The 18,547-nt window shown below is 66.7% G+C and carries 17 protein-coding genes; 10 read left to right on the top strand and 7 right to left on the bottom strand.

What is annotated here, in order from left to right; translation table 11 throughout:
- From JNK99_RS00985 to hemF, 7 genes are all read left to right on the top strand, one after another.
- A partial coding sequence (locus JNK99_RS00985) for a restriction endonuclease subunit S (protein ID WP_291847308.1) occupies positions 1-1,729 on the top strand: 1,729 nt, incomplete at its 5' end.
- A gap of 186 nt (positions 1,730-1,915) precedes the next feature.
- Positions 1,916-2,494 carry a DUF3365 domain-containing protein gene (locus JNK99_RS00980; RefSeq protein WP_291847305.1) on the top strand — a complete coding sequence of 193 codons (579 nt, stop codon included), beginning with the start codon at positions 1,916-1,918 and terminating at the stop codon, positions 2,492-2,494.
- Positions 2,495-3,040: 546 nt separating this feature from the next.
- Complete coding sequence (gene dusB / locus JNK99_RS00975; protein ID WP_291847302.1) at positions 3,041-4,093, top strand: tRNA dihydrouridine synthase DusB; 1,053 nt, start codon at positions 3,041-3,043, stop codon at positions 4,091-4,093.
- Complete coding sequence (locus tag JNK99_RS00970; protein ID WP_291847299.1) at positions 4,090-4,341, top strand: helix-turn-helix domain-containing protein; 252 nt, start codon at positions 4,090-4,092, stop codon at positions 4,339-4,341. Before dusB ends, JNK99_RS00970 begins: the two co-directional genes overlap by 4 nt.
- Before the next feature lie 42 nt (positions 4,342-4,383).
- Entirely contained in the window at positions 4,384-5,949 is a 1,566-nt protein-coding gene (purH, locus tag JNK99_RS00965) for a bifunctional phosphoribosylaminoimidazolecarboxamide formyltransferase/IMP cyclohydrolase (RefSeq protein WP_291847296.1), read from the top strand.
- 81 nt (positions 5,950-6,030) lie between these two features.
- Complete coding sequence (gene purD / locus JNK99_RS00960) at positions 6,031-7,311, top strand: phosphoribosylamine--glycine ligase (protein WP_291847293.1); 1,281 nt, start codon at positions 6,031-6,033, stop codon at positions 7,309-7,311.
- On the top strand, positions 7,308-8,273 hold the full coding sequence (gene hemF / locus JNK99_RS00955) for an oxygen-dependent coproporphyrinogen oxidase (protein WP_291847290.1): 966 nt from the start codon (positions 7,308-7,310) through the stop codon (positions 8,271-8,273). The genes purD and hemF overlap by 4 nt, the downstream gene beginning before the upstream one ends.
- A 38-nt stretch (positions 8,274-8,311) precedes the next feature.
- Here the strand turns inward: hemF and JNK99_RS00950 are convergent, their stop codons facing one another.
- The 4 genes from JNK99_RS00950 to hemC are packed head-to-tail and all read right to left on the bottom strand — an operon-like array spanning position 8,312 to position 12,262.
- A complete protein-coding gene (locus JNK99_RS00950; RefSeq protein ID WP_291847288.1) occupies positions 8,312-9,481 on the bottom strand; it encodes a heme biosynthesis HemY N-terminal domain-containing protein in 1,170 nt (389 codons plus the stop codon).
- Entirely contained in the window at positions 9,478-10,545 is a 1,068-nt protein-coding gene (locus JNK99_RS00945) for a uroporphyrinogen-III C-methyltransferase (protein WP_291847285.1), read from the bottom strand. The genes JNK99_RS00950 and JNK99_RS00945 overlap by 4 nt, the downstream gene beginning before the upstream one ends.
- Positions 10,542-11,318 (bottom strand): uroporphyrinogen-III synthase, encoded by a 777-nt coding sequence (locus JNK99_RS00940; RefSeq protein WP_291847282.1) that lies wholly within the window; start codon positions 11,316-11,318, stop codon positions 10,542-10,544. The genes JNK99_RS00945 and JNK99_RS00940 overlap by 4 nt, the downstream gene beginning before the upstream one ends.
- A complete protein-coding gene (gene hemC / locus JNK99_RS00935) occupies positions 11,318-12,262 on the bottom strand; it encodes a hydroxymethylbilane synthase (protein WP_291847279.1) in 945 nt (314 codons plus the stop codon). Before hemC ends, JNK99_RS00940 begins: the two co-directional genes overlap by 1 nt.
- Before the next feature lie 107 nt (positions 12,263-12,369).
- On the opposite strand from hemC, the gene JNK99_RS00930 reads away from it, so the two are divergent.
- Positions 12,370-13,020: a methyltransferase domain-containing protein gene (locus JNK99_RS00930; protein ID WP_291847276.1), complete on the top strand. Its 651-nt coding sequence runs from the start codon at positions 12,370-12,372 to the stop codon at positions 13,018-13,020.
- A 3-nt stretch (positions 13,021-13,023) separates the two neighbouring features.
- Here the strand turns inward: JNK99_RS00930 and JNK99_RS00925 are convergent, their stop codons facing one another.
- From JNK99_RS00925 to JNK99_RS00915, 3 genes are all read right to left on the bottom strand, one after another.
- Positions 13,024-13,698 (bottom strand): c-type cytochrome, encoded by a 675-nt coding sequence (locus JNK99_RS00925; RefSeq protein ID WP_291847274.1) that lies wholly within the window; start codon positions 13,696-13,698, stop codon positions 13,024-13,026.
- A 150-nt stretch (positions 13,699-13,848) separates the two neighbouring features.
- Complete coding sequence (locus JNK99_RS00920) at positions 13,849-14,631, bottom strand: LytTR family DNA-binding domain-containing protein (protein ID WP_291847271.1); 783 nt, start codon at positions 14,629-14,631, stop codon at positions 13,849-13,851.
- Positions 14,628-15,662: a histidine kinase gene (locus JNK99_RS00915; RefSeq protein WP_291847268.1), complete on the bottom strand. Its 1,035-nt coding sequence runs from the start codon at positions 15,660-15,662 to the stop codon at positions 14,628-14,630. Before JNK99_RS00915 ends, JNK99_RS00920 begins: the two co-directional genes overlap by 4 nt.
- A gap of 61 nt (positions 15,663-15,723) precedes the next feature.
- Here JNK99_RS00915 and argH point away from each other — a divergent pair, with 61 nt between their 5' ends.
- Both argH and JNK99_RS00905 read left to right on the top strand, forming a co-directional pair.
- Entirely contained in the window at positions 15,724-17,109 is a 1,386-nt protein-coding gene (gene argH / locus JNK99_RS00910) for an argininosuccinate lyase (protein ID WP_291847267.1), read from the top strand.
- 15 nt (positions 17,110-17,124) lie between these two features.
- Positions 17,125-18,411 (top strand): serine/threonine-protein kinase, encoded by a 1,287-nt coding sequence (locus JNK99_RS00905; RefSeq protein WP_291847265.1) that lies wholly within the window; start codon positions 17,125-17,127, stop codon positions 18,409-18,411.
- The last annotated feature ends 136 nt before the right edge of the window (positions 18,412-18,547 follow it).

The following is an 18,547-nucleotide window of genomic DNA, read 5'->3' as shown; positions in this document are numbered from 1 at the left end:
GACCGTCCGTCGCGCAGACCTCCCAGGCCACCTTGACCTCATCGCCACCGCGCCCGACGGCATCCGGAAACTGCGCGGGCTGATTCTCGAACTGGCGGTGCGCGGCAAGCTGGTGCCGCAAGACCCGAACGACGAACCGGCGAGCGAACTGCTCAAGCGAATTGCCAAGGAACGGGCGCGGCTGGAGGCAGGTGCAACTCGCAAAAAAATCGAGCAAACACCACTTTCTGCTCCAAGAGACTGGCCGTTTGATCTACCAAACGGATGGGAATGGGAACGGTTCGGGAACATCGCTGAAATCGAACGCGGTGGCTCGCCACGTCCAATAAAGTCTTTTCTGACCAACGATCCAGACGGGTTGAACTGGATCAAGATTGGAGACACAGACATAGGCGGAAAGTACATCACGTCGACCAACGAAAAGATTCGCCGAGAAGGCCTGACGAAAACCCGAATGGTCTATCCAGGCGATTTTCTGCTCACAAACTCAATGAGTTTTGGGCGCCCTTACATAACTCAGATTGAAGGGTGCATACACGACGGATGGCTGAGAATTAGTCCGCCGAATTCTCTCAACAAAGACTACCTTTACACGTTGCTCTCGTCGCCATTTGTTCGCAAACTATTCGTGATTGCGGCGGCGGGAGCTGTCGTTATGAACCTGAATGCCGACAAGGTAAGAGAGCTACCGATTCCGCTCCCGCCTCTCGCCGAACAACACCGCATCGTCGCCAAGGTCGATGAACTGATGGCCCTCTGCGACTGGCTCGAAGCGGAACAGGCGGACGCCGAAACGGCGCACGCCAGGCTCGTCGCAACCCTGCTCGGCACGCTCACCCAAAGCGCCGACGCCGCCGAACTCGCCGCCCACTGGCAGCGCGTCGCCGAACACTTCGCCACCCTGTTCACCAGCGAATCCAGCCTCGACGCCCTCAAGCAAACCATCCTCCAGCTCGCCGTGATGGGCAAGCTGGTCCCGCAAGACCCGAACGACGAACCGGCAAGCGAACTGCTCAAGCGGATTGCGCAGGAGCGTGCGCGATTGGAGGCGAAAGGAGCTTGCAAAAAAATATTGGTGTCGTTACCCGTCGCGGAGGGCGAGCTGCCATTTTCGGCTCCAAAAGAATGGACATGGCGACGATTGGATGAATTACTCGCAATCTCAGGCGGAGTAACGCTCGGCAGAAAACTCGCTGATCGCAATGCCGTATCCCGGCCCTATCTCAGGGTTGCCAACGTGCAGCGCGGGAAATTGCTGCTAGACCACATGAAGTCGCTCGAAGTCCCCGCAGTTGAACTTGCCAAGTACAGACTTGAAAGCGGCGACTTGTTGATTACCGAAGGGGGAGACTGGGACAAGGTTGGAAGAACGGCGATCTGGCGCGGCGAAATCCCAGAGTGTCTCCATCAAAACCATGTTTTCAGGGCACGTCCCTTGTCCGCTGAATGGTGCAGTCGTTGGACGGAGATGTATTTGAACTCTGCTCCAGCTCGGGCATATTTTGCGGCATCGTCGAAACAGACAACCAACTTGGCTTCGATCAATATGACGCAGTTGAAATCCTGCCCGTTTCCCGTTCCCCCGCTTCCCGAACAACACCGCATCGTCACCAAGGTCGATCAACTGCTGGCCCTCGTCGACCGCCTCAAGGCCGACCTCGCCGAGTCCCGCGCGTTGCAGGAACGCCTCGCCACCACGCTGATCGACTCCGCCCGACAAGCCGCCTGAGCGCACTGCCGTGTCCCTCCGGACCGCCCTGCGGCAAGTCGGCAACCGGCCTGAACGCTCGTCCGGCGCCGTTCGTGACGACCGCGCCGGGAGCATCGGAGCATGCGGGAGCGCCAGCGGCAGATGACGCGACGACGGTGAAGGTGCTATATTAGGCCCGACTTATACACCACCGGAGATATCGTGATGAAAACTGCCGCCGTCATCCTTTCCTGCCTGTCGCTCGCCGCCGCCCAGACCGTCCGGGCGCAGGACGGCAACACCCTGCTCGACGAGACCCGCAAGACGGCGCTGCCGGTCCTGCCCAGGGTGATCGGGGCGATGCAGGCAGCCGTCAAGGAGCAGGGGGCGGTCGGTGCGATCCCGGTGTGCAAGGAAAAGGCGCCCGCACTCCTGCAGGAAATGCGCCAGCAGACCGGCTGGGACATCCGCCGGGTCAGCCTCAGGACGCGCCATCCGGCGACCGGCACACCCGACGCCTGGGAAGCGCGGCAACTCGCCGACTTCGACATCCAGGTCGCCAACGGCGCCAGGGCCGAGCAGCTCGAGGTCGGCGCGATCGTCGTCGCGGCGGACGGCCAGCGCAGTTACCGCTACCTGAAGGCGCTGCCGGTGGCCGAGGTCTGCCTGAGCTGCCACGGCCCGGCGGACACGCTGTCGCCCGACCTCAAGGCGGCACTGGCCAGGGATTACCCGCAGGATCGCGCCACCGGTTACGCCGTCGGCGAGGTGCGTGGCGCGCTGTCGGTCCGCCGGCCGCTGTGAACAACGGTTGGCAGACGACGGCGGGAAGAGGCAGACCGATCCCGGAAGCGTGTCAGGCCAATCCGGAGACGTGCAAGCCGATCCCGGACGCGTGTCAGGTCAATCCGGGAATGGGTAAATCGAACCCGGAGGCGTGTCAGGCCAATCCGGGGGCGTGCAAGCCGAACCCGGACGCGTGTCAGGTTAATCCGGGAATGGGTAAATCGAACCCGGAGGCGTGTCAGACGACCCCGGAGGCGTGCAAGCCGAACGCGGACAGGTGTCAGCCGAACCCGGGAACGTGCAGGCCGAACCCGGACGCGTGTCTGGCGACTCCGGGCGCCGGCGCCTTCTCCGCGGCCCGGGGAAGCGCGACGCCGGAAGGGCGGCGGACAGGGCGGTCGCCTGCCCGGTCAGGGGCGGCGGGATGACCCGCACCGGGCCGCAACGGCCGGCCGCTCGCGACGCACCGTCAGGGGCTCGCTGAAAGCAGGAAGCGTCTGTTTTCACGCCCGCGTTCGGGGTAGAATCCTTCCCTTCCCTCGCCCGCCCCACCCGCTCACGGCCATGCAGTTCCTCGGTTTTTCGCTTCGCAACCAGCTATTTGTCGCGCCCATGGCGGGCGTCACCGATCGCCCTTTCCGGCAGCTCTGCAAGCGCATGGGGGCGGCTCTGGCGGTGTCCGAGATGGTCACCTCGAACTCGCTGCTCTACGGCAGCATGAAAACCCGGCGGCGCGCCGACCATACCGGCGAGGTGGCGCCGATCGCGGTGCAGATCGCCGGCGCCGACCCGGCGCTGATGGCCGACGCGGCGCGTTACAACGTCGACCGCGGGGCGCAGATCATCGACATCAACATGGGTTGTCCGGCCAGGAAAATCTGCAACGTGATGGCCGGTTCGGCGCTGCTCCGCGACGAGCCGCTGGTCGCCCGGATTCTCGAGGCGGTGGTCGCCGCCGTGCCGGCGACCCCGGTGACGCTGAAGATGCGCACCGGCTGGGACCGCGAACACCGCAACGCCCTGCGCATCCTGCGGATCGCCGAGCAGTCCGGCATCCGCGCGCTGGCGCTGCATGGCCGGACGCGCGCCTGCGGCTACAGCGGCCACGCCGAGTACGAGACGATCCGCCAGGTCAAGGCCGCGGCAGGCATCCCGGTGATCGCCAACGGCGACATCGCTTCGCCCGAGAAGGCGAAACAGGTGCTCGACAGCAGCGGCGCCGACGCCGTGATGATCGGCCGCGCAGCGCAGGGGCGGCCGTGGCTGTTTCGCGAGATCGAGCATTTCCTGAACACCGGCGAACCTCTGCCGCCGCCGCGCGTCAGCGAGATTCATCAGGTGCTGCTCGCCCACCTCGACGATCTCTATCTGTTCTACGGTCGCGCGCCCGGCGTCGGCATCGCGCGCAAACATATTTCGTGGTACACCAGGGGGCTGCTCGGCTCGGCGGCTTTCCGGCACCGGATGAACCAGTTGCCGACCGTCGAAGGGCAAAGGCAGGCGGTGGATGATTTCTTCACCGGACTGGCCGAGCACGACGAGTATCTGCCCTCTCCGGTCACCGACCCCGACGACCCGGCCACCGGCCCCGCAGCCATCGAGGAGCTCGCCGCATGAAGCACAGTGATGATGATCATGGAGACATCGCGACCTGCGTCCGCAAGGCGCTGGAGAACTACTTTCACGCGCTGGAGGGCGAAAAGCCGGCAGCGGTCTACGCGATGGTCATCCGGCACGTCGAACGACCGATGTTCGAGGTCGTCCTGACGCAGACCGGCGGCAACCAGACCCTGGCCGCCGAGATCCTGGGCATCAACCGCAACACCCTGCACAAGAAACTGGTCGACCACAAGCTGATCGGCTGAACCGCCCCCGCCGCTTCCTTTCCACCTTCCTTATCGGCTCCCATGAAAATCCGTCAAGCTCTGCTCAGTCTCTCCAACAAGAATGGTGCCCTCAAGTTCGCCAGCGGGCTGGTCGCCCAGGGCGTCCGGCTGCTGTCCACCGGCGGCACCGCCCAAATGCTGCGCGACGCCGGCCTGCCGGTGACCGAGGTGAGCGATTACACGGGCTTTCCGGAAATGCTCGACGGCCGCGTCAAGACGCTGCACCCGAAGGTGCACGCCGGCATCCTGGCGCGGCGCGACCTGCCCGGACACCTGGACACGCTGGCGCAACACGACATCCCGACCATCGATCTGGTTTGCGTCAATCTCTACCCCTTCCGCGAAACCGTCGCCAGAGCCGACGTGACGCTCGACGAGGCGATCGAGAACATCGACATCGGCGGCCCGGCGATGCTCCGTTCGGCGGCCAAGAACCATGCCGGGGTGGCCGTCCTCACCGACCCTGAAGATTACCCGGCAGTGCTCGCCGAAATGGCCGAGAACGCTGGCGAACTGAGCCTCGGCACCCGCTTTGCGCTGGCCAAGAAGGCTTTCGTGCATACCGCGCGTTACGATGCGGCGATCGCCAACTGGCTGACGGCGCTCGATGGGGCAAACCAGCCGCAAGCCTTCCCGGACCAGTTGCAGCTCGCCTTCGATCGTGTCGAGACGCTGCGCTACGGCGAGAATCCGCATCAGCAGGCGGCCTTCTACCGCGACCCGACGCCGCTCGCCGGGGCGATCGCCAACTACCGGCAACTGCAGGGCAAGGAGCTGTCGTACAACAACATCGCCGATGCCGATGCCGCCTGGGAGTGCGTCAAGACCTTCACGGCGCCGGCCTGCGTCATCATCAAGCACGCCAACCCCTGCGGCGTGGCGGTCGATGCGCATCTGGTCGCGGCTTACGAAAAGGCCTTCCAGACCGACTCGACCTCGGCCTTCGGCGGCATCATCGCCTTCAACGGCACGGTGGACGGCGAGGTGGTGGCGGCCATGAATGCCCGCAAGCATTTCGTCGAGGTCCTCCTCGCCCCGTCCTTCACCGACGCCGCCCGCGAGATGCTGGCCGGCAAGCAGAACCTGCGCGTCCTCGAACTGCCCCTGGCCAGGATCTATCACGCCTACGAAATGAAGCGCGTCGGCGGCGGCCTGCTGCTGCAGACACCCGACCGTTTCAACGTCCAGGCGGCGGACCTCAGGGTGGTGAGCAAACTGGCGCCGAGCGCCGAGCAGATCGACGACCTGCTGTTCGCCTATCGCGTCGCCAAATTCGTCAAGTCCAACGCGATCGTCTTCTGCGGCCGCGGCATGACGCTCGGCGTGGGTGCCGGGCAGATGAGCCGCGTCGATTCGACGCGCATCGCGGTGAGCAAGGCGCAGCAGGCCGGACTCGCGCTGGCTGGCTCGTGTGTCGCCTCGGATGCCTTCTTCCCCTTCCGCGACGGCATCGATGTGCTCGCCGCCGCGGGTGCCACCTCGGTGATCCAGCCGGGAGGCTCGCTGCGCGACGAGGAAGTGATCAGCGCCGCCGACGAGCATGGTCTGGCGATGGTGTTTACCGGTGCCCGCCACTTCCGGCATTGATCCGATGCTGCCAGGGCCGGCGCCGGAGCTCTCCACCGCCGGCGGCCGGCCGGCGGGCGACCTCGCAGTGAAAGGATCCTCATGAAGTTGCTGGTCATCGGTTCTGGCGGTCGCGAACACGCCCTCGCCTGGCGCCTGGCAAGGACGCCCGGAGTGCAGAAGATCTTCGTTGCCCCGGGCAACGCCGGCACGGCGCGTGAGCACGAAATGGAAAACCTGCCCCTCACCGACCCATCGGCACTGGCCGACTTCGCCGCCCGCGAGAACATCCGGCTCACCGTCGTCGGTCCCGAAGCGCCGCTGGCGGCGGGCATCGTCAACCTCTTTCGGGAACGCGGCCTGAAGATCTTCGGTCCCACCCGGGAAGCCGCCCAGCTCGAGAGTTCGAAGGACTTTGCCAAACGTTTCATGCTCCGGCACAAAATCCCGACGGCGCGCTTCGCCACCTTCAGCGAGCGCGCCGCGGCGCACGCCCACGTCGATCGGGAAGGCGCGCCGATCGTCATCAAGGCGGACGGGCTGGCCGCCGGCAAGGGGGTGGTGGTGGCCACTTCCCTGCCCGAGGCACACGCCGCCATCGACCGCATGCTGCCGCCCGCCGGCCAGCCGCAAGCCGGTGCAGGCGATGCGCCGCGCGTCGTGATCGAGGAATTCCTCGTCGGCGAGGAGGCCAGCTTCATCGTCATGGTCGATGGCAGGAACGTGCTGCCGCTCGCTTCGAGCCAGGATCACAAGCGGATCGGCGACGGCGACAGCGGTCCCAACACCGGCGGCATGGGCGCCTACTCGCCGGCCCCGGTGGTGACGCCGGAGGTGCATGCGCGCGCCATGCGCGAAATCATCCTGCCGACGGTGCGCGGCATGGCGGCCGACGGCATGCCCTACAGCGGCTTCCTCTACGCCGGCCTGATGGTCGGCAAGGACGGGTCGGTGAAAACGGTCGAGTTCAACTGCCGCCTCGGCGATCCGGAAACCCAGCCGATCATGATGCGCCTGAAGTCCGATCTGCTGCATCTGATCGAGCAGGCGCTGAGCGGCCGGCTCAACCTGGTCGAAGCCAGTTGGGATCGGCGCGTCGCCCTCGGCGTGGTGCTGGCGGCGGCCAATTATCCCGACCGGCCGCGCCTCGGCGACCCGATCGGCGGACTGCCGAAGGGCAGCGAGGACAGCCATGTCTTTCATGCCGGGACGGCCGAACAGGAGGGCCGGATCGTCACCGCGGGAGGCCGCGTCCTGTGCGTCACGACGCTCTCCGACAACATCCGCCAGGCGCAGAAGCGCGCCTACGACCTGATCGCCGGCATCCACTTCGACGGCATGCAGTATCGCCGCGACATCGGGCACCGCGCCGCCAACCGATGAACGACGACGCAGCGCATCGAGCCGCCGCCAGCGACGGACCGGCGCCGATCGATCCGGACCAGCTCAGGGATTACTTCAGCGCTCTGCAGGAGCGGCTGGTGGCCGCCGCCGAAGCGCTCGAGGGCAGTGGCGGCGGGCGTTTCCGCGCCGATCACTGGGAGAAGGAAGCCGGCTCGCCACTGGCCGGCAGCGGCTGCACCTGCATCATCGAAGGCGGCCGCGTCTTCGAGCGCGGGGGGATCGCCTTCTCGCAGGTCAGCGGCGCCGCATTGCCGGCTTCGGCGACCGCCAGACGCCCCGAACTCGCCGGCCGCTCCTTCACGGCGATGGGCGTTTCGCTGGTCCTCCACCCGGAAAACCCGTATTGCCCGACGGCGCACATGAACGTGCGGGCGTTGCTCGCCACCCGCCCCGCTGCCGAACCGGTCTGGTGGTTTGGCGGCGGCATGGATCTGACGCCCTACTATCCCTTCGTCGACGACATCCGGCACTTCCACGCCACCTGCCGGCAGGCGCTGCAGCCCTTTGGCGACGACTGCCACGCGCGCTACAAGAAATGGTGCGACGAGTACTTCTTCCTCAAGCACCGCAACGAAGCCCGCGGCGTCGGCGGCGTCTTTTTCGACGATCTGAACGAAGGGGGCTTCGAACGCTGCTTCGCGCTGACCCGGGCGGTGGGCGATGCCTTTGCAAAAGCCTATCTGCCGCTGCTCGAGCGACGGCAGGCAACTCCTTATGGCGAACGCGAACGCGACTTTCAGGCCTACCGGCGCGGGCGCTACGTCGAGTTCAACCTGCTCTGGGATCGCGGCACGCTGTTCGGGCTGCAGTCGGGCGGACGCAGCGAATCGATCCTGATGTCGCTGCCCCCGCTCGTCAAGTGGCGCTACGACTGGCGGCCGGCCGCCGGCAGCGCCGAGGCCGAGCTGTACGAGGCGCTCCGGCCGCGCGACTGGGTGTAGTGCGGCGGCGCGCCGGGGCGACCGGCCAGACCGTTCGTTCAGGGCGGCAGCCCGGCCGCCGCCCGGTAATGCGGCAACGCCTCTGCGGGGCGGCCGCTCTGCTCGCAGAGGCGCGCCAGTGCGAGCCGCACCTCGCGCTGCTCGGCCAGCGCGAGCGACGCTTCGAGATAGCTCTGCGCCTTCCCCCACAGACGTTGCGCCAGACAGAGGCGCCCCAGGGCGAGCAGCAACGGCGCATCGTCCGGGTGTTCGGGCAGCCAGCTTTCGCCGCGCGCGATGCCGCGGCCCGGGTCGCTGCCCGGCAGTCGACCGTAGAGGCCGAGCAGCCCCGCATCCCACTGCACGGTGAGCTGATCCTCGATCAACTGTTGTGCCTCATCGACCGCCCCGTTTTCGAGCAGCGCTTCGGCGAGCAGGTGCGTCAGGCGCGCGCTGTTTTCCCTGGCCGGTAGCCGGCGCAGGTATTCGAGCAACTGCCCGCGGTCGGCGCGCTGCTGGCGGATGTTCTCCCGATGGGCCTTGAACCTGAGTTCCTGCGCCAGCTCGGCCGGCAGGGCGCCGCGCTTTTCGAGCCGGCGCACCAGGCGCAGGACCTCTGGCCAGTTGCCGCAACCCTGCTGCGCGCGCAGTTCGAGGCGCAGCGCCGCGATGTGGCGGCCGGCGAGGCACTGCAGGCGCTGCAGCGTCGCCAGCGCGGGCAGGAAATCGCGCCCGGCGAGCTGCCCCTCGGCTTCCAGCATGAGTTGCGCCACCGCCATCTGCGGGTCGTCATGGCGAGCGCGGTCGAGCCAGGCCTTCGCCTTGTCCGGAGCACCGAGTTGCTGCGCGGCATGCGCCGCCAGGAGTGCGGCCAGAGCGGGCCAATGGCCGGTGGCATGCGCCTCGCCGGCCTTCTTCAGGGCCTGCGCGAAACGTCCCTCGAACAAGCGGCGCAGGGCGTCGCGCCAGGCGGCCGCCGCCTTCTCCTGGCGGCGACGGGCGCGGAACCGGCGTACCCGAGCCGGCAGTGCAAGGCCGTGCACGATGCCGCGCAAGAGCGCATGGAGCAGCACGAAGACGAGCAGGATGAGGAGTAGCGCCAGGTTGAGCGAGAGCTCGGCACGATAGGGCGGCAGGACCAGCAGCAGATAGCCCTCGTTGTAACGCGCCAGCAGTGAGATGGCGACCGCCAGCGCGCCGAGGGCGAGCAGCCAGAGGATTCGCCTCACCGGTTCTCCCTGCCCAGCCGGAAGGTCTTGATCGCCGCCAGGCTCTCGTTGAGCGTCGGCAGTTCGATGTTGATCTCGGTCGAGGCCAGTTGTTGCAGGGCGCCCTGCGCGGTCTGCAGCGCGGCATGGCGCGCGTCGAAGTGGCGATCGAGCCACGCCTGGGCATGCCTGAGTTCGTTGCGGAAGGTCCATTGATCGCGCGCCAGCAGGGCCAGGCGGGCGTTGAGCAGGCGCAGCTTGAGATTTTCGCGCAGGAAGAAAGCCTGCCCGGGGGCGAGCAGGAGCGGCTCTTCACGGTCGAAGCGCTGGATGCGGACCAACCCCCGCAACTCGTTCCAGAACTCGCCGCCGAGTCGCTGCCAGAACTGCAGACCGAGCGGCGAGGCGTTTTCCCCGGGCGCCGGAGCGACCGCTTCCGGCTTCGTCTGGTTCACCCGGGGACGCCCTTCGACCGCCAGCGGCAGGGTGTCGATCGCGTTGATGACGCTCTCCAGGCGCAGGTTCATGCCGGCCACGTCGACCTGCGGCAGGGCGCGCAGCCGGTCGAGGTCGCGTCCCAGGACCTTGCGCAGGCTGATGAACTGCGGACGACTGCTGCCCGCCAGCCGGGCGTCGGCGGTCTGCAGGGCGAGCACCGCGCCGTGTACGTTGCCGGCCAGTTGCAACTGCTGCGCGGCCAGGGTGACGCCCTGCTCGACCTCGGCCAGGGCCCACTCGTCGCGGCTGCGCGCCAGCCCCTGGTAGAGCTCCTCGAGCATCGCCTGCTGGCTCTGTGATTCGGCAATCTTCGCCTCCAGCGCACCGAGACGGCCGAGAACGACCGCCAGTTCCTCCTGTGACTGTTTCGCCAGGGCGCGACTTTCCAGGACGACCGACTCGCTCTCGGCCAGGCGACGGGCCAGCTCCTGCTGGGTTTCGCCAAGCTGCAGCCGGGTTTCCACCCCCTGCCAGGCGGCCAGTCCGAGCGCCACGGCAAGCAGCAGCGACGGATTGCGCCACACCGGCCGCGACCCGGCGGGAGAAGCCGGTGCGCGCGGCGCGGGCGCGGCGCGCTCGTCGTTCATCGGCGCGGCCAGGCAAACGCGCCGAGCGCCGCCATGATCCCGGCATCGGCCGGGCCGGTCGGGATGACCTGCTGCAGGCCGAGCGACCGCGCCAGTTCGGCAATTCGCCGATGGGGCACGAAGACCGGCGTCGTCTGCAGAGACTGGCGCGCCGGCTCGTCGAGCAGCGCGCAGAGATTGCGCAAACCCTCGCTCGACGAGATCGTCAGGGCGTCGAGCTGCCCGCGGCGCCAGAGCTCCGGCAAGGGTCCGGCAGTGGCCGGCGCGCTGCGCTGGTAGCAGGTCACCGGATCGACGGTGGCACCGCGTTCGCGCAGCGAATCGGCCAGCAGCTCGCGCCCGCCGTTACCGCGCAGGATCAGCACGCGCCGGCCGGCGACGCGCGCCGGCTGCAACTCGGGCAGTTCGAGCAGCGCCTCGGAATCGAAGCGTTCCTGCGGCGCCAGCGTGTCGGCGAGGCCGTAGCCGGCGAGCGCCGTCACCGTGCCCGGGCCGATCGCCAGCCGCCGCAGGGTCGTCGGCCACGGGCGCCGGGCGAGCAGGACGGGCAGACTGAAAGCAACGGCGTTCGGGCTGATGAAGATGGCCAGCGCGTAGCTGTCGAGACCGGCGATCGCCGCCTGCAAGGGCGTCGGGTCGGGGGCGGGAGAGATCTCGAGCAGCGGAAAGAGCAGCGCCTCGCCGCCCTGCTCGGCGATCGCGGCAAGCAGCTGCGCCGCCTGGGCGCGTGGACGCGTGACGACGATCCGGCGGCCGCGCAGGGGCAGCGTCATCAGCCGGCGGCAAGCAGCCGCAGGATGGCTGCCGCCCCCCGATCACACAACTGCTGCGCCAGGCGGCAGCCGATCGCCTCGTCGTCCGGCGCGGCACCGCGCAGCTCGCCGGCAACCATCTGCCGGCCGTCCGGCGTGGCGATCCAGCCGCGCAGCCAGAGGCCTGCGGCGTCCGGCACGGCATAGGCCGCCAGCGGTACCTGGCAACTGCCCCCCAGGGCGCGCGAAAAGGCGCGTTCGGCACGCACACAATGCGCCGTCATCGCGTCGTTGAGTGGCGCCGCCAGCGCGATCAGGCCGGCCTGCTGCGCGCACACCTCGATGCCGAGCACGCCCTGCCCGGGCGCCGGCAACGACTGTTCCGGCGTCAGCAGCGAGCGGATGCGCTGCGCCAGGCCCAGCCGGATGAGACCGGCGGCGGCCAGGATGATCGCGTCGTACTCGCCGGCATCGAGCTTCCTCAGCCGCGTGTCGAGGTTGCCACGCAGGTTGCGGATCTCCAGTTGCGGATGACGGGCGCGCAGGGCGGCCGCGCGACGCAGGCTCGAGGTGCCGACCACGGCATTCGGTGGCAGTTCGTCGAGCCCGGCAAAGCGCCTGGAGACGAAGGCGTCGCAGGGGTTCTCACGCGCCGAGATGGCGGCCAGGACGAAGCCCGTGGGCATTTCCATCGGTATGTCCTTCATCGAGTGCACGGCGAGATCCGCCCGCCCCTCCTGCATGGCGACCTCGAGCTCCTTGATGAACAGACCCTTGCCACCGATCGCCGCCAGCGGGCGGTCGAGGATCTGATCGCCGCGCGTCGTCATGCCGAGAATCTCGACCACACTCTGCGGGTACAATTCCGCCAGGCGGTCGCGCACATGTTCCGCCTGCCATAAGGCGAGGCGCGATTCACGCGAGGCGATGACGATACGCGACTGGGCTGGGTGTGCAGGGATCACGGCAGGCTTCCGGCAAGGATCATCGGCCGGACATCCGGCGGGCGAGGCGGCATGGCGGCCAGAGGCGCCGTGCGGGCGGCAGTGATTTTAGCAAGGAGAACGGAGAAATGTCTGAAAAGCCGGCCGGGCAGCGGCCCGAACTGGCCGATTTCTGGGATCAGCGCTTCCGCAGCGGCACCACCCCGTGGGAAGCCGGCCAGGCGCCGCGGGAACTGCGCGAGTTTGCCCTGGCTTACCCCCCGGCCGCTGCCGGCGACCAGGCGGCAGCGGCCGGCAGCGCCCCGACCCACCCGCCACGGGTCCTCATCCCGGGTTGCGGCAGCGCCTGGGACGCCGCCTTTCTCGATCGGCAGGGCTGGGAAACGACGGCCCTCGATTTCTCCGCGGCAGCCATCGAGACCGCCCGCGCGACGCTCGGCGACGCCTGGCGCGGCAGGCTGCTCCGCGCCGACTTCTTCTCCTTCGCGGCCGGGACCACTTATGACCTGATCTACGAACGCGCCTTCCTGTGCGCGCTGCCGCGACACCTGTGGCCGGACTATGCGCGGCGGGTGGCAGAACTGCTGTCTGCCGGCGGCCTGCTGGCCGGTTACTTCTTCTTCTCCGGGGAACCGAAGGGTCCGCCCTTCGGCATCCTGCCCGAGCAACTGGCCGGCCTGCTGGCGCCGCACTTCGTTCGCCGCGCTGATCGGCCGGTTGCGGAGTCGCTGCCGGTCTTCGCCGGCCGCGAGCGCTGGCAGGTCTGGCAGCGCCGCTGAGCCTCAGGGCTGGACTTCCTGGATCGTCGTCAGGTAGGCCAGGACATCCTGGAGGTCCGTCGCCTGCAACGTGTAGAGAACGCCTTCCCGGGCGCCTTCCTCGTCGTGCGGGCGATCGGCCTTCAGGTAGGCGTCCATCTGCTTCTTCAGATAACTGGTGTATTGCCCGACGAGCATGGGAAACATGCCCCGCCCCTTGCCGGTCTTGCCGTGACAGGCGGCGCACTGCTTGTCGTAGACCGCCTTGCCGTTTTCGACATTCCCCTCGGCGCGCGGGATGATCATGACCTTTTCCATCGCCAGCAGGCGCGTCAGGGCGCCGTCGCTGTCCTTGAAAACCGGTTGCCGGGTCGGCAGTTCGATCCCCGCCAGGTAGGCGGAAACCAGCTTCATGTCTTCGTCGGGCAGTTCGCGTTCCTTGGTGTAGGGATACATCGGCAGATTGACGCGCTGCTGACTCTGAAACGCCTTCAACTGCTGTTCCAGATACTTTGTCAACTGACCGGCGAGACGCGGATATTCGCCCTTCTTGCCGCCTGCTCCGAACTCGCCATGACAGGCCGCGCAGGGGCCGTAGATATCCCTGGCCCGCTCGAGATCGAGCGCAGCGGCCGGCAGGCTCGCACAGCCGGCGAGCAGAAGGCACAAGAGTCGCGTCCCGCGTCTGGCAAACATCATGGCAATCCCGGTGGCTGGAGCGGGCAATTATAGGCAGCACCTGCCGGCCTGCCTTGATGAACGTCAAGAAGCTCCGGCCGGGAGCCGAGACCGCCCGTCACCGGCATGGCCGGCGGCCGCCGCAACCGGATGCGGCGATTGGCGGCCGGCTCAGCTGCCGAGCTGGCGGGCATAGGATCTGAGCAGCGGCCACTGTCGACGACTGACCGGCAGACGCTCCGGAATATCGCGCAGGAGCGCCTGCCATTGCGGCTCGGCATCCTCCGGGCCGCTCTTCTCGAAGCCGACGATCGCTTCGCGGGCAGCCAATGCACTGCGATGCAGGCGGATGAATTGTTGCCCGAACTCCTGTTCGAGCTGGGTCAGCGATTCGTCGAGCAGGTATTCCCGCTCGCGGGTACGCGCCGTGACGTACTTCAGGTCGGCCTTGAGATAGAGGATCTCGACCACCGGAACGAGGAGCAGACGACCGCGTTCGTGACAGGACAGATGGCTGCGCGCCGACTGCTGCAGTTGCGCCAGTTGCGCCGGGGTCAATGACCGGCTTTGGCGCAGCTTGTGCAAGGCGGCGAGCAGGCGCTGGAGACGCACCGGCTTGAGCAGATAATCCACCGCGTTGAGTTCGAAAGCCTGCACGGCGTAGGCGTCGAAGGCGGTGACAAAGATCACCGCCGGCGCCCCTTCGAGCTGCGCGAGGTGACGGGCGAGTTCAATGCCGTCCATCCGCGGCATCCGTATGTCGACCAGCGCCACGTCGACCGGATGGTCTTCGAGCGCCGCGAGGGCGAGCAGGCCGTTCTCGGCTTCGGCAATCACCTGGTTGGGCAGCTCGCCCGCCAGATCGGCCAGCAGATCACGCAAACGGGCACGCGCCGGTGCTTCGTCGTCAACGATCAGCACCGACAGGGCCGGGCTCGCTGGTGTCGACGTCATGGCGAACGGTCGCGGCAAGGCAGGATGATGCGCACGCGATACTCCCGCCGACCATCGACAAGCGTCAGCTCACCCGCCTCGAGGCGGGCTTCGAGGTCATAGTAGAGCGCCAGCCGCTCGCGAATGTTGGCGAGCGCCATGTGGTTGCCACGCGAATGGTCGACCCCGGCAGGGCTCGGATTGGCCAGCTCGACGTGCAGTTCCTGGCCACGCCGCAGCAGGGAAATGCGAATCGTGCCGCCGGCAGCGGATGGCTCGATCCCGTGATACACCGCATTCTCCAGCAGGGGCTGCAAGAGCAGTAGCGGCACCTCGAGACCGAGTGGCGGATCGCCGAGCTCCCACTCGATCTGCAGGCGCTCTCCCAGTCGCAGCTTCTCGAGGTCGAGATACTGCCGACACAAGGCGATTTCGTCGGCCAGCGGCACCAGCTCGCGCGGGTCGCGCAGCAGGGCGCGAAACAACTCGGCGAGCTCCTCGAGCGCCGTTTCGGCCCGCCTGGGGTCGAGCCGAATCAGTGAAATGACGGCATTCAGGCTGTTGAACAGAAAGTGCGGCCGGATACGCGCGGTCAGCGATTGCAGGCGCGCTTCGGCCAGTGCCGGCGAAAGGGCGGCGGCGCGCAAGGCGAGGTAAGAAAGCATGAAGGCGGCGGCCATTCCGCCGAACAGGGCGGCCCGCACCAGAGGCTGCCATCCCCCCTGGTCGAAGGTCAGGAAGAGCCAGAACTCGGAGACCAGCCCTGCCGAGCCGGCCGCCAGCAGCAGCACCAGCGCCCGCCCGATCCACACGGCCGGGCGCTGCAGGAGTTTGCCAAGCAGCGCCAGTAGCGCCAGATTGAAGAGCAGGACCGGCTGTACCCAGGCCGCCAGGTCGACGAAATGTTGCAGGCTGTCGCTCAGTCCCTCGCTCTGCACTAGGGCCGCGAGCAGCGCCAGCAGGTTCACCCCGAGCAGGATGCGCAGCATGACTCCGGCATTGCGGAAGTCGGGCAGCGGCTGATCGGCGAGGTTTTGCTTTATACTTGCCATTACTCGAAGTGGCGCCTGCACAAGGTTCTACGAGTGATTCTAGCCCAGGAACCTGCCTCTCATGAGCCAATCGGATTCTTCCCAATATACTTGGGCCGGCCGTTTCTCCGAGCCAACCTCTGAACTCGTCAAGCGCTACACGGCCTCGGTGAATTTCGACCGTCGCCTGTGGCGCCAGGACATCCGCGCCTCGCTGGCCCATGCCAGCATGCTCGCCCGCCAGGGCATCATCAGCGCCGGCGATCTGGCCGACATCGAGCGCGGCATGGCGCAGGTGGCGAGTGAGATAGAAGCCGGCAGTTTTGTCTGGTCGATCGATCTCGAAGACGTCCACCTGAACATCGAGAAGCGCCTGACCGCGCTGATCGGCGATGCCGGCAAACGGCTGCACACCGGCCGCTCGCGCAACGATCAGGTGGCAACCGACATTCGCCTCTATCTGCGCGACTCGATCGACGACATCTCCATACTTCTGGAGGAGTTTCAGACCCGACTCCTGGAGCTCGCCGAGCGCGAGGCGGCGACACCCCTGCCCGGGTTCACGCATCTGCAGGTCGCCCAGCCGGTCACTCTTGGCCATCACCTGCTGGCCTATTTCGAAATGGCCCGGCGTGATGCCGAGCGTTTTGCCGACTGCCGGCGGCGTACCAACCGACTGCCTCTGGGTGCCGCCGCACTGGCCGGCACCACCTATCCGATCGACCGCCGCCTGGTCGCTGATCTGCTGGGCTTCGACGGGGTGTGCGAGAACTCGCTCGACGCGGTGTCCGACCGCGACTTTGCGATCGAATTCTGCGCCGCCAGCGCCCTGTTGATGATGCATCTTTCCCGGTTTTCCGAGGAACTGGTGTTGTGGATGAACCCCTGCTTCGGATTCATCCGGCTGGCGGATCGTTTCTGCACCGGCAGCTCGATCATGCCGCAAAAGAAGAATCCCGACGTGCCCGAGCTGGCGCGCGGCAAGAGCGGACGGGTGTACGGTCACCTGACCGCCCTGCTGACGCTGATGAAGGGCCAGCCCCTGGCCTATAACAAGGACAACCAGGAAGACAAGGAACCGCTGTTCGACACCATCGACACGGTGACCGACACGCTGCGCATCTTCGTCGAAATGATTCCCGGCATCACGCCCCACCCGGAAAACATGCGCAATGCCCTGCGTCAGGGCTTCGCCACCGCCACCGATCTGGCCGATTACCTGACCCGCAAGGGCCTGCCTTTCCGCGATGCGCACGCAGCGGTCGGGCTGGCGGTTCGCCGCGCCGAACAACTGGGGGTTGATCTGGCGCAGCTTTCGCTCGCCGAACTGCGGCAGTTTTCATCCCTGATCGACCAGGACGTGTTTGCCGTGCTGACCGTCGAGGGTTCTCTCGCGGCCCGCAAGCACCTCGGCGGCACGGCACCAGAACAGGTGATGGCGGCGATCGGTCGCGCCCGGCGCGCCTAGGCGCCAGCCTCGGGCATGGAGAAGATCGGCAAGTATGAGCTGGTGCGGGAGATCGGCCGTGGCGCCACGTCGACCGTGTACCTCGGCAGTGATCCCTTCACCCGCCGCGAGGTGGCCATCAAGGTTGGCTTTCCCGGGATTCTGAGAGACCCGAAGAGGGGCAGGCTATACACCCATCTCTTCCTCAACGAGGCTACCCTGATCGGCAAGATGTCGCATCCACACATCGTGCAGACTTACGATGCGGTGGTCGACGATCATCTCTGCTACATCGTCATGGAACATCTGGCGGGTGGCACACTCGATACGGTGTGCGCGGCTGACCGCCTGCTGCCGGTCGAACGCGTGGTCGAGATCATCTTCAAGTGCACGCGCGCACTCGATTTCGCTTTCCAATTGGGAATCACCCATCGCGACATCAAGCCGGCAAACATCCTGTTCGTCAGCACCGATCCAAACCAGGGCGACATCAAGATCTCCGATTTCGGCGCGGCGATCATCGGCTCGCCAGATCGCACCCTGGTCCTGGGCATCGGATCGCCCGCCTACATGTCGCCGCAACAGGTCAAGGACCAGGCACTCGATCATCAGACCGACATCTACTCGCTGGGCGTCGTCATGTACCAACTGCTGACCGGACAACTGCCGTTCCAGGCGCGCAACAGTTATGACCTGATCTACCAGATCATCAACGCCGAACCGCGTCGGCCTTCGACGCTGCGCAACGACATCCCGCCAGCACTCGACGCGATCGTCACGCGCGCCATGAGCAAGCAGCTGGCAGACCGTTACGCCAGTTGGGCGGAGTTCTCGCAGGACCTGGCACAGGCTTTCCGCGGCAGGAAACTGTTTCTGTCCAGCGAGCGCATGGCGGACATGGAAAAGTTCGGGAAACTGCGCTCCTTCGCCTTCTTCGAGGATTTCTCCGATGTCGAGATCTGGGAGGTCGTGCGTTTCTCCGAGTGGACCCGCGTTTCCCCCGGCACGATGATCATCGAAGATGGGGATAGCGGCGATTGTTTCTATTTCCTCGCCGAAGGTGAGTTGAAGGTGCTCAAGAACGGCATGCTTCTCGACCTGCTGACCTGCGGCGAGTGCTTCGGCGAGATGGCGGTGATCGGCAAGGCGACACCCAGACGCGGGGCGGACATTGTCGCACTGGCCGATGCCAAACTGGTAGTGATCAGCGGCAGCGCCCTGCAGGAATCTTCCGAGACCTGCCGCATGCATTTTTACCAGTCTTTCCTTGCCGTGCTCAGCGCCCGACTGGCCTCGGCCAACGTTCGCCTGGTCTCCTTCTGAGCAACCCAACCCCGCGCGCGGGCCAGGTGTTCCTGAAGAAACGACGATGCGCGACAAGGTGAACGGCGACGCCGAGATGACCGACACGTCATTGGTGCGAGTTCGCGGCGTTAGCCGACGCCGTAGTGCGAGCCCG

It is taken from the genome of Accumulibacter sp. (assembly GCF_016789985.1).
GTDB lineage: Bacteria > Pseudomonadota > Gammaproteobacteria > Burkholderiales > Rhodocyclaceae > Accumulibacter.
Note: the sequence above shows the minus strand (reverse complement) of the source record. Positions and strands in the feature narration are given on the sequence as shown.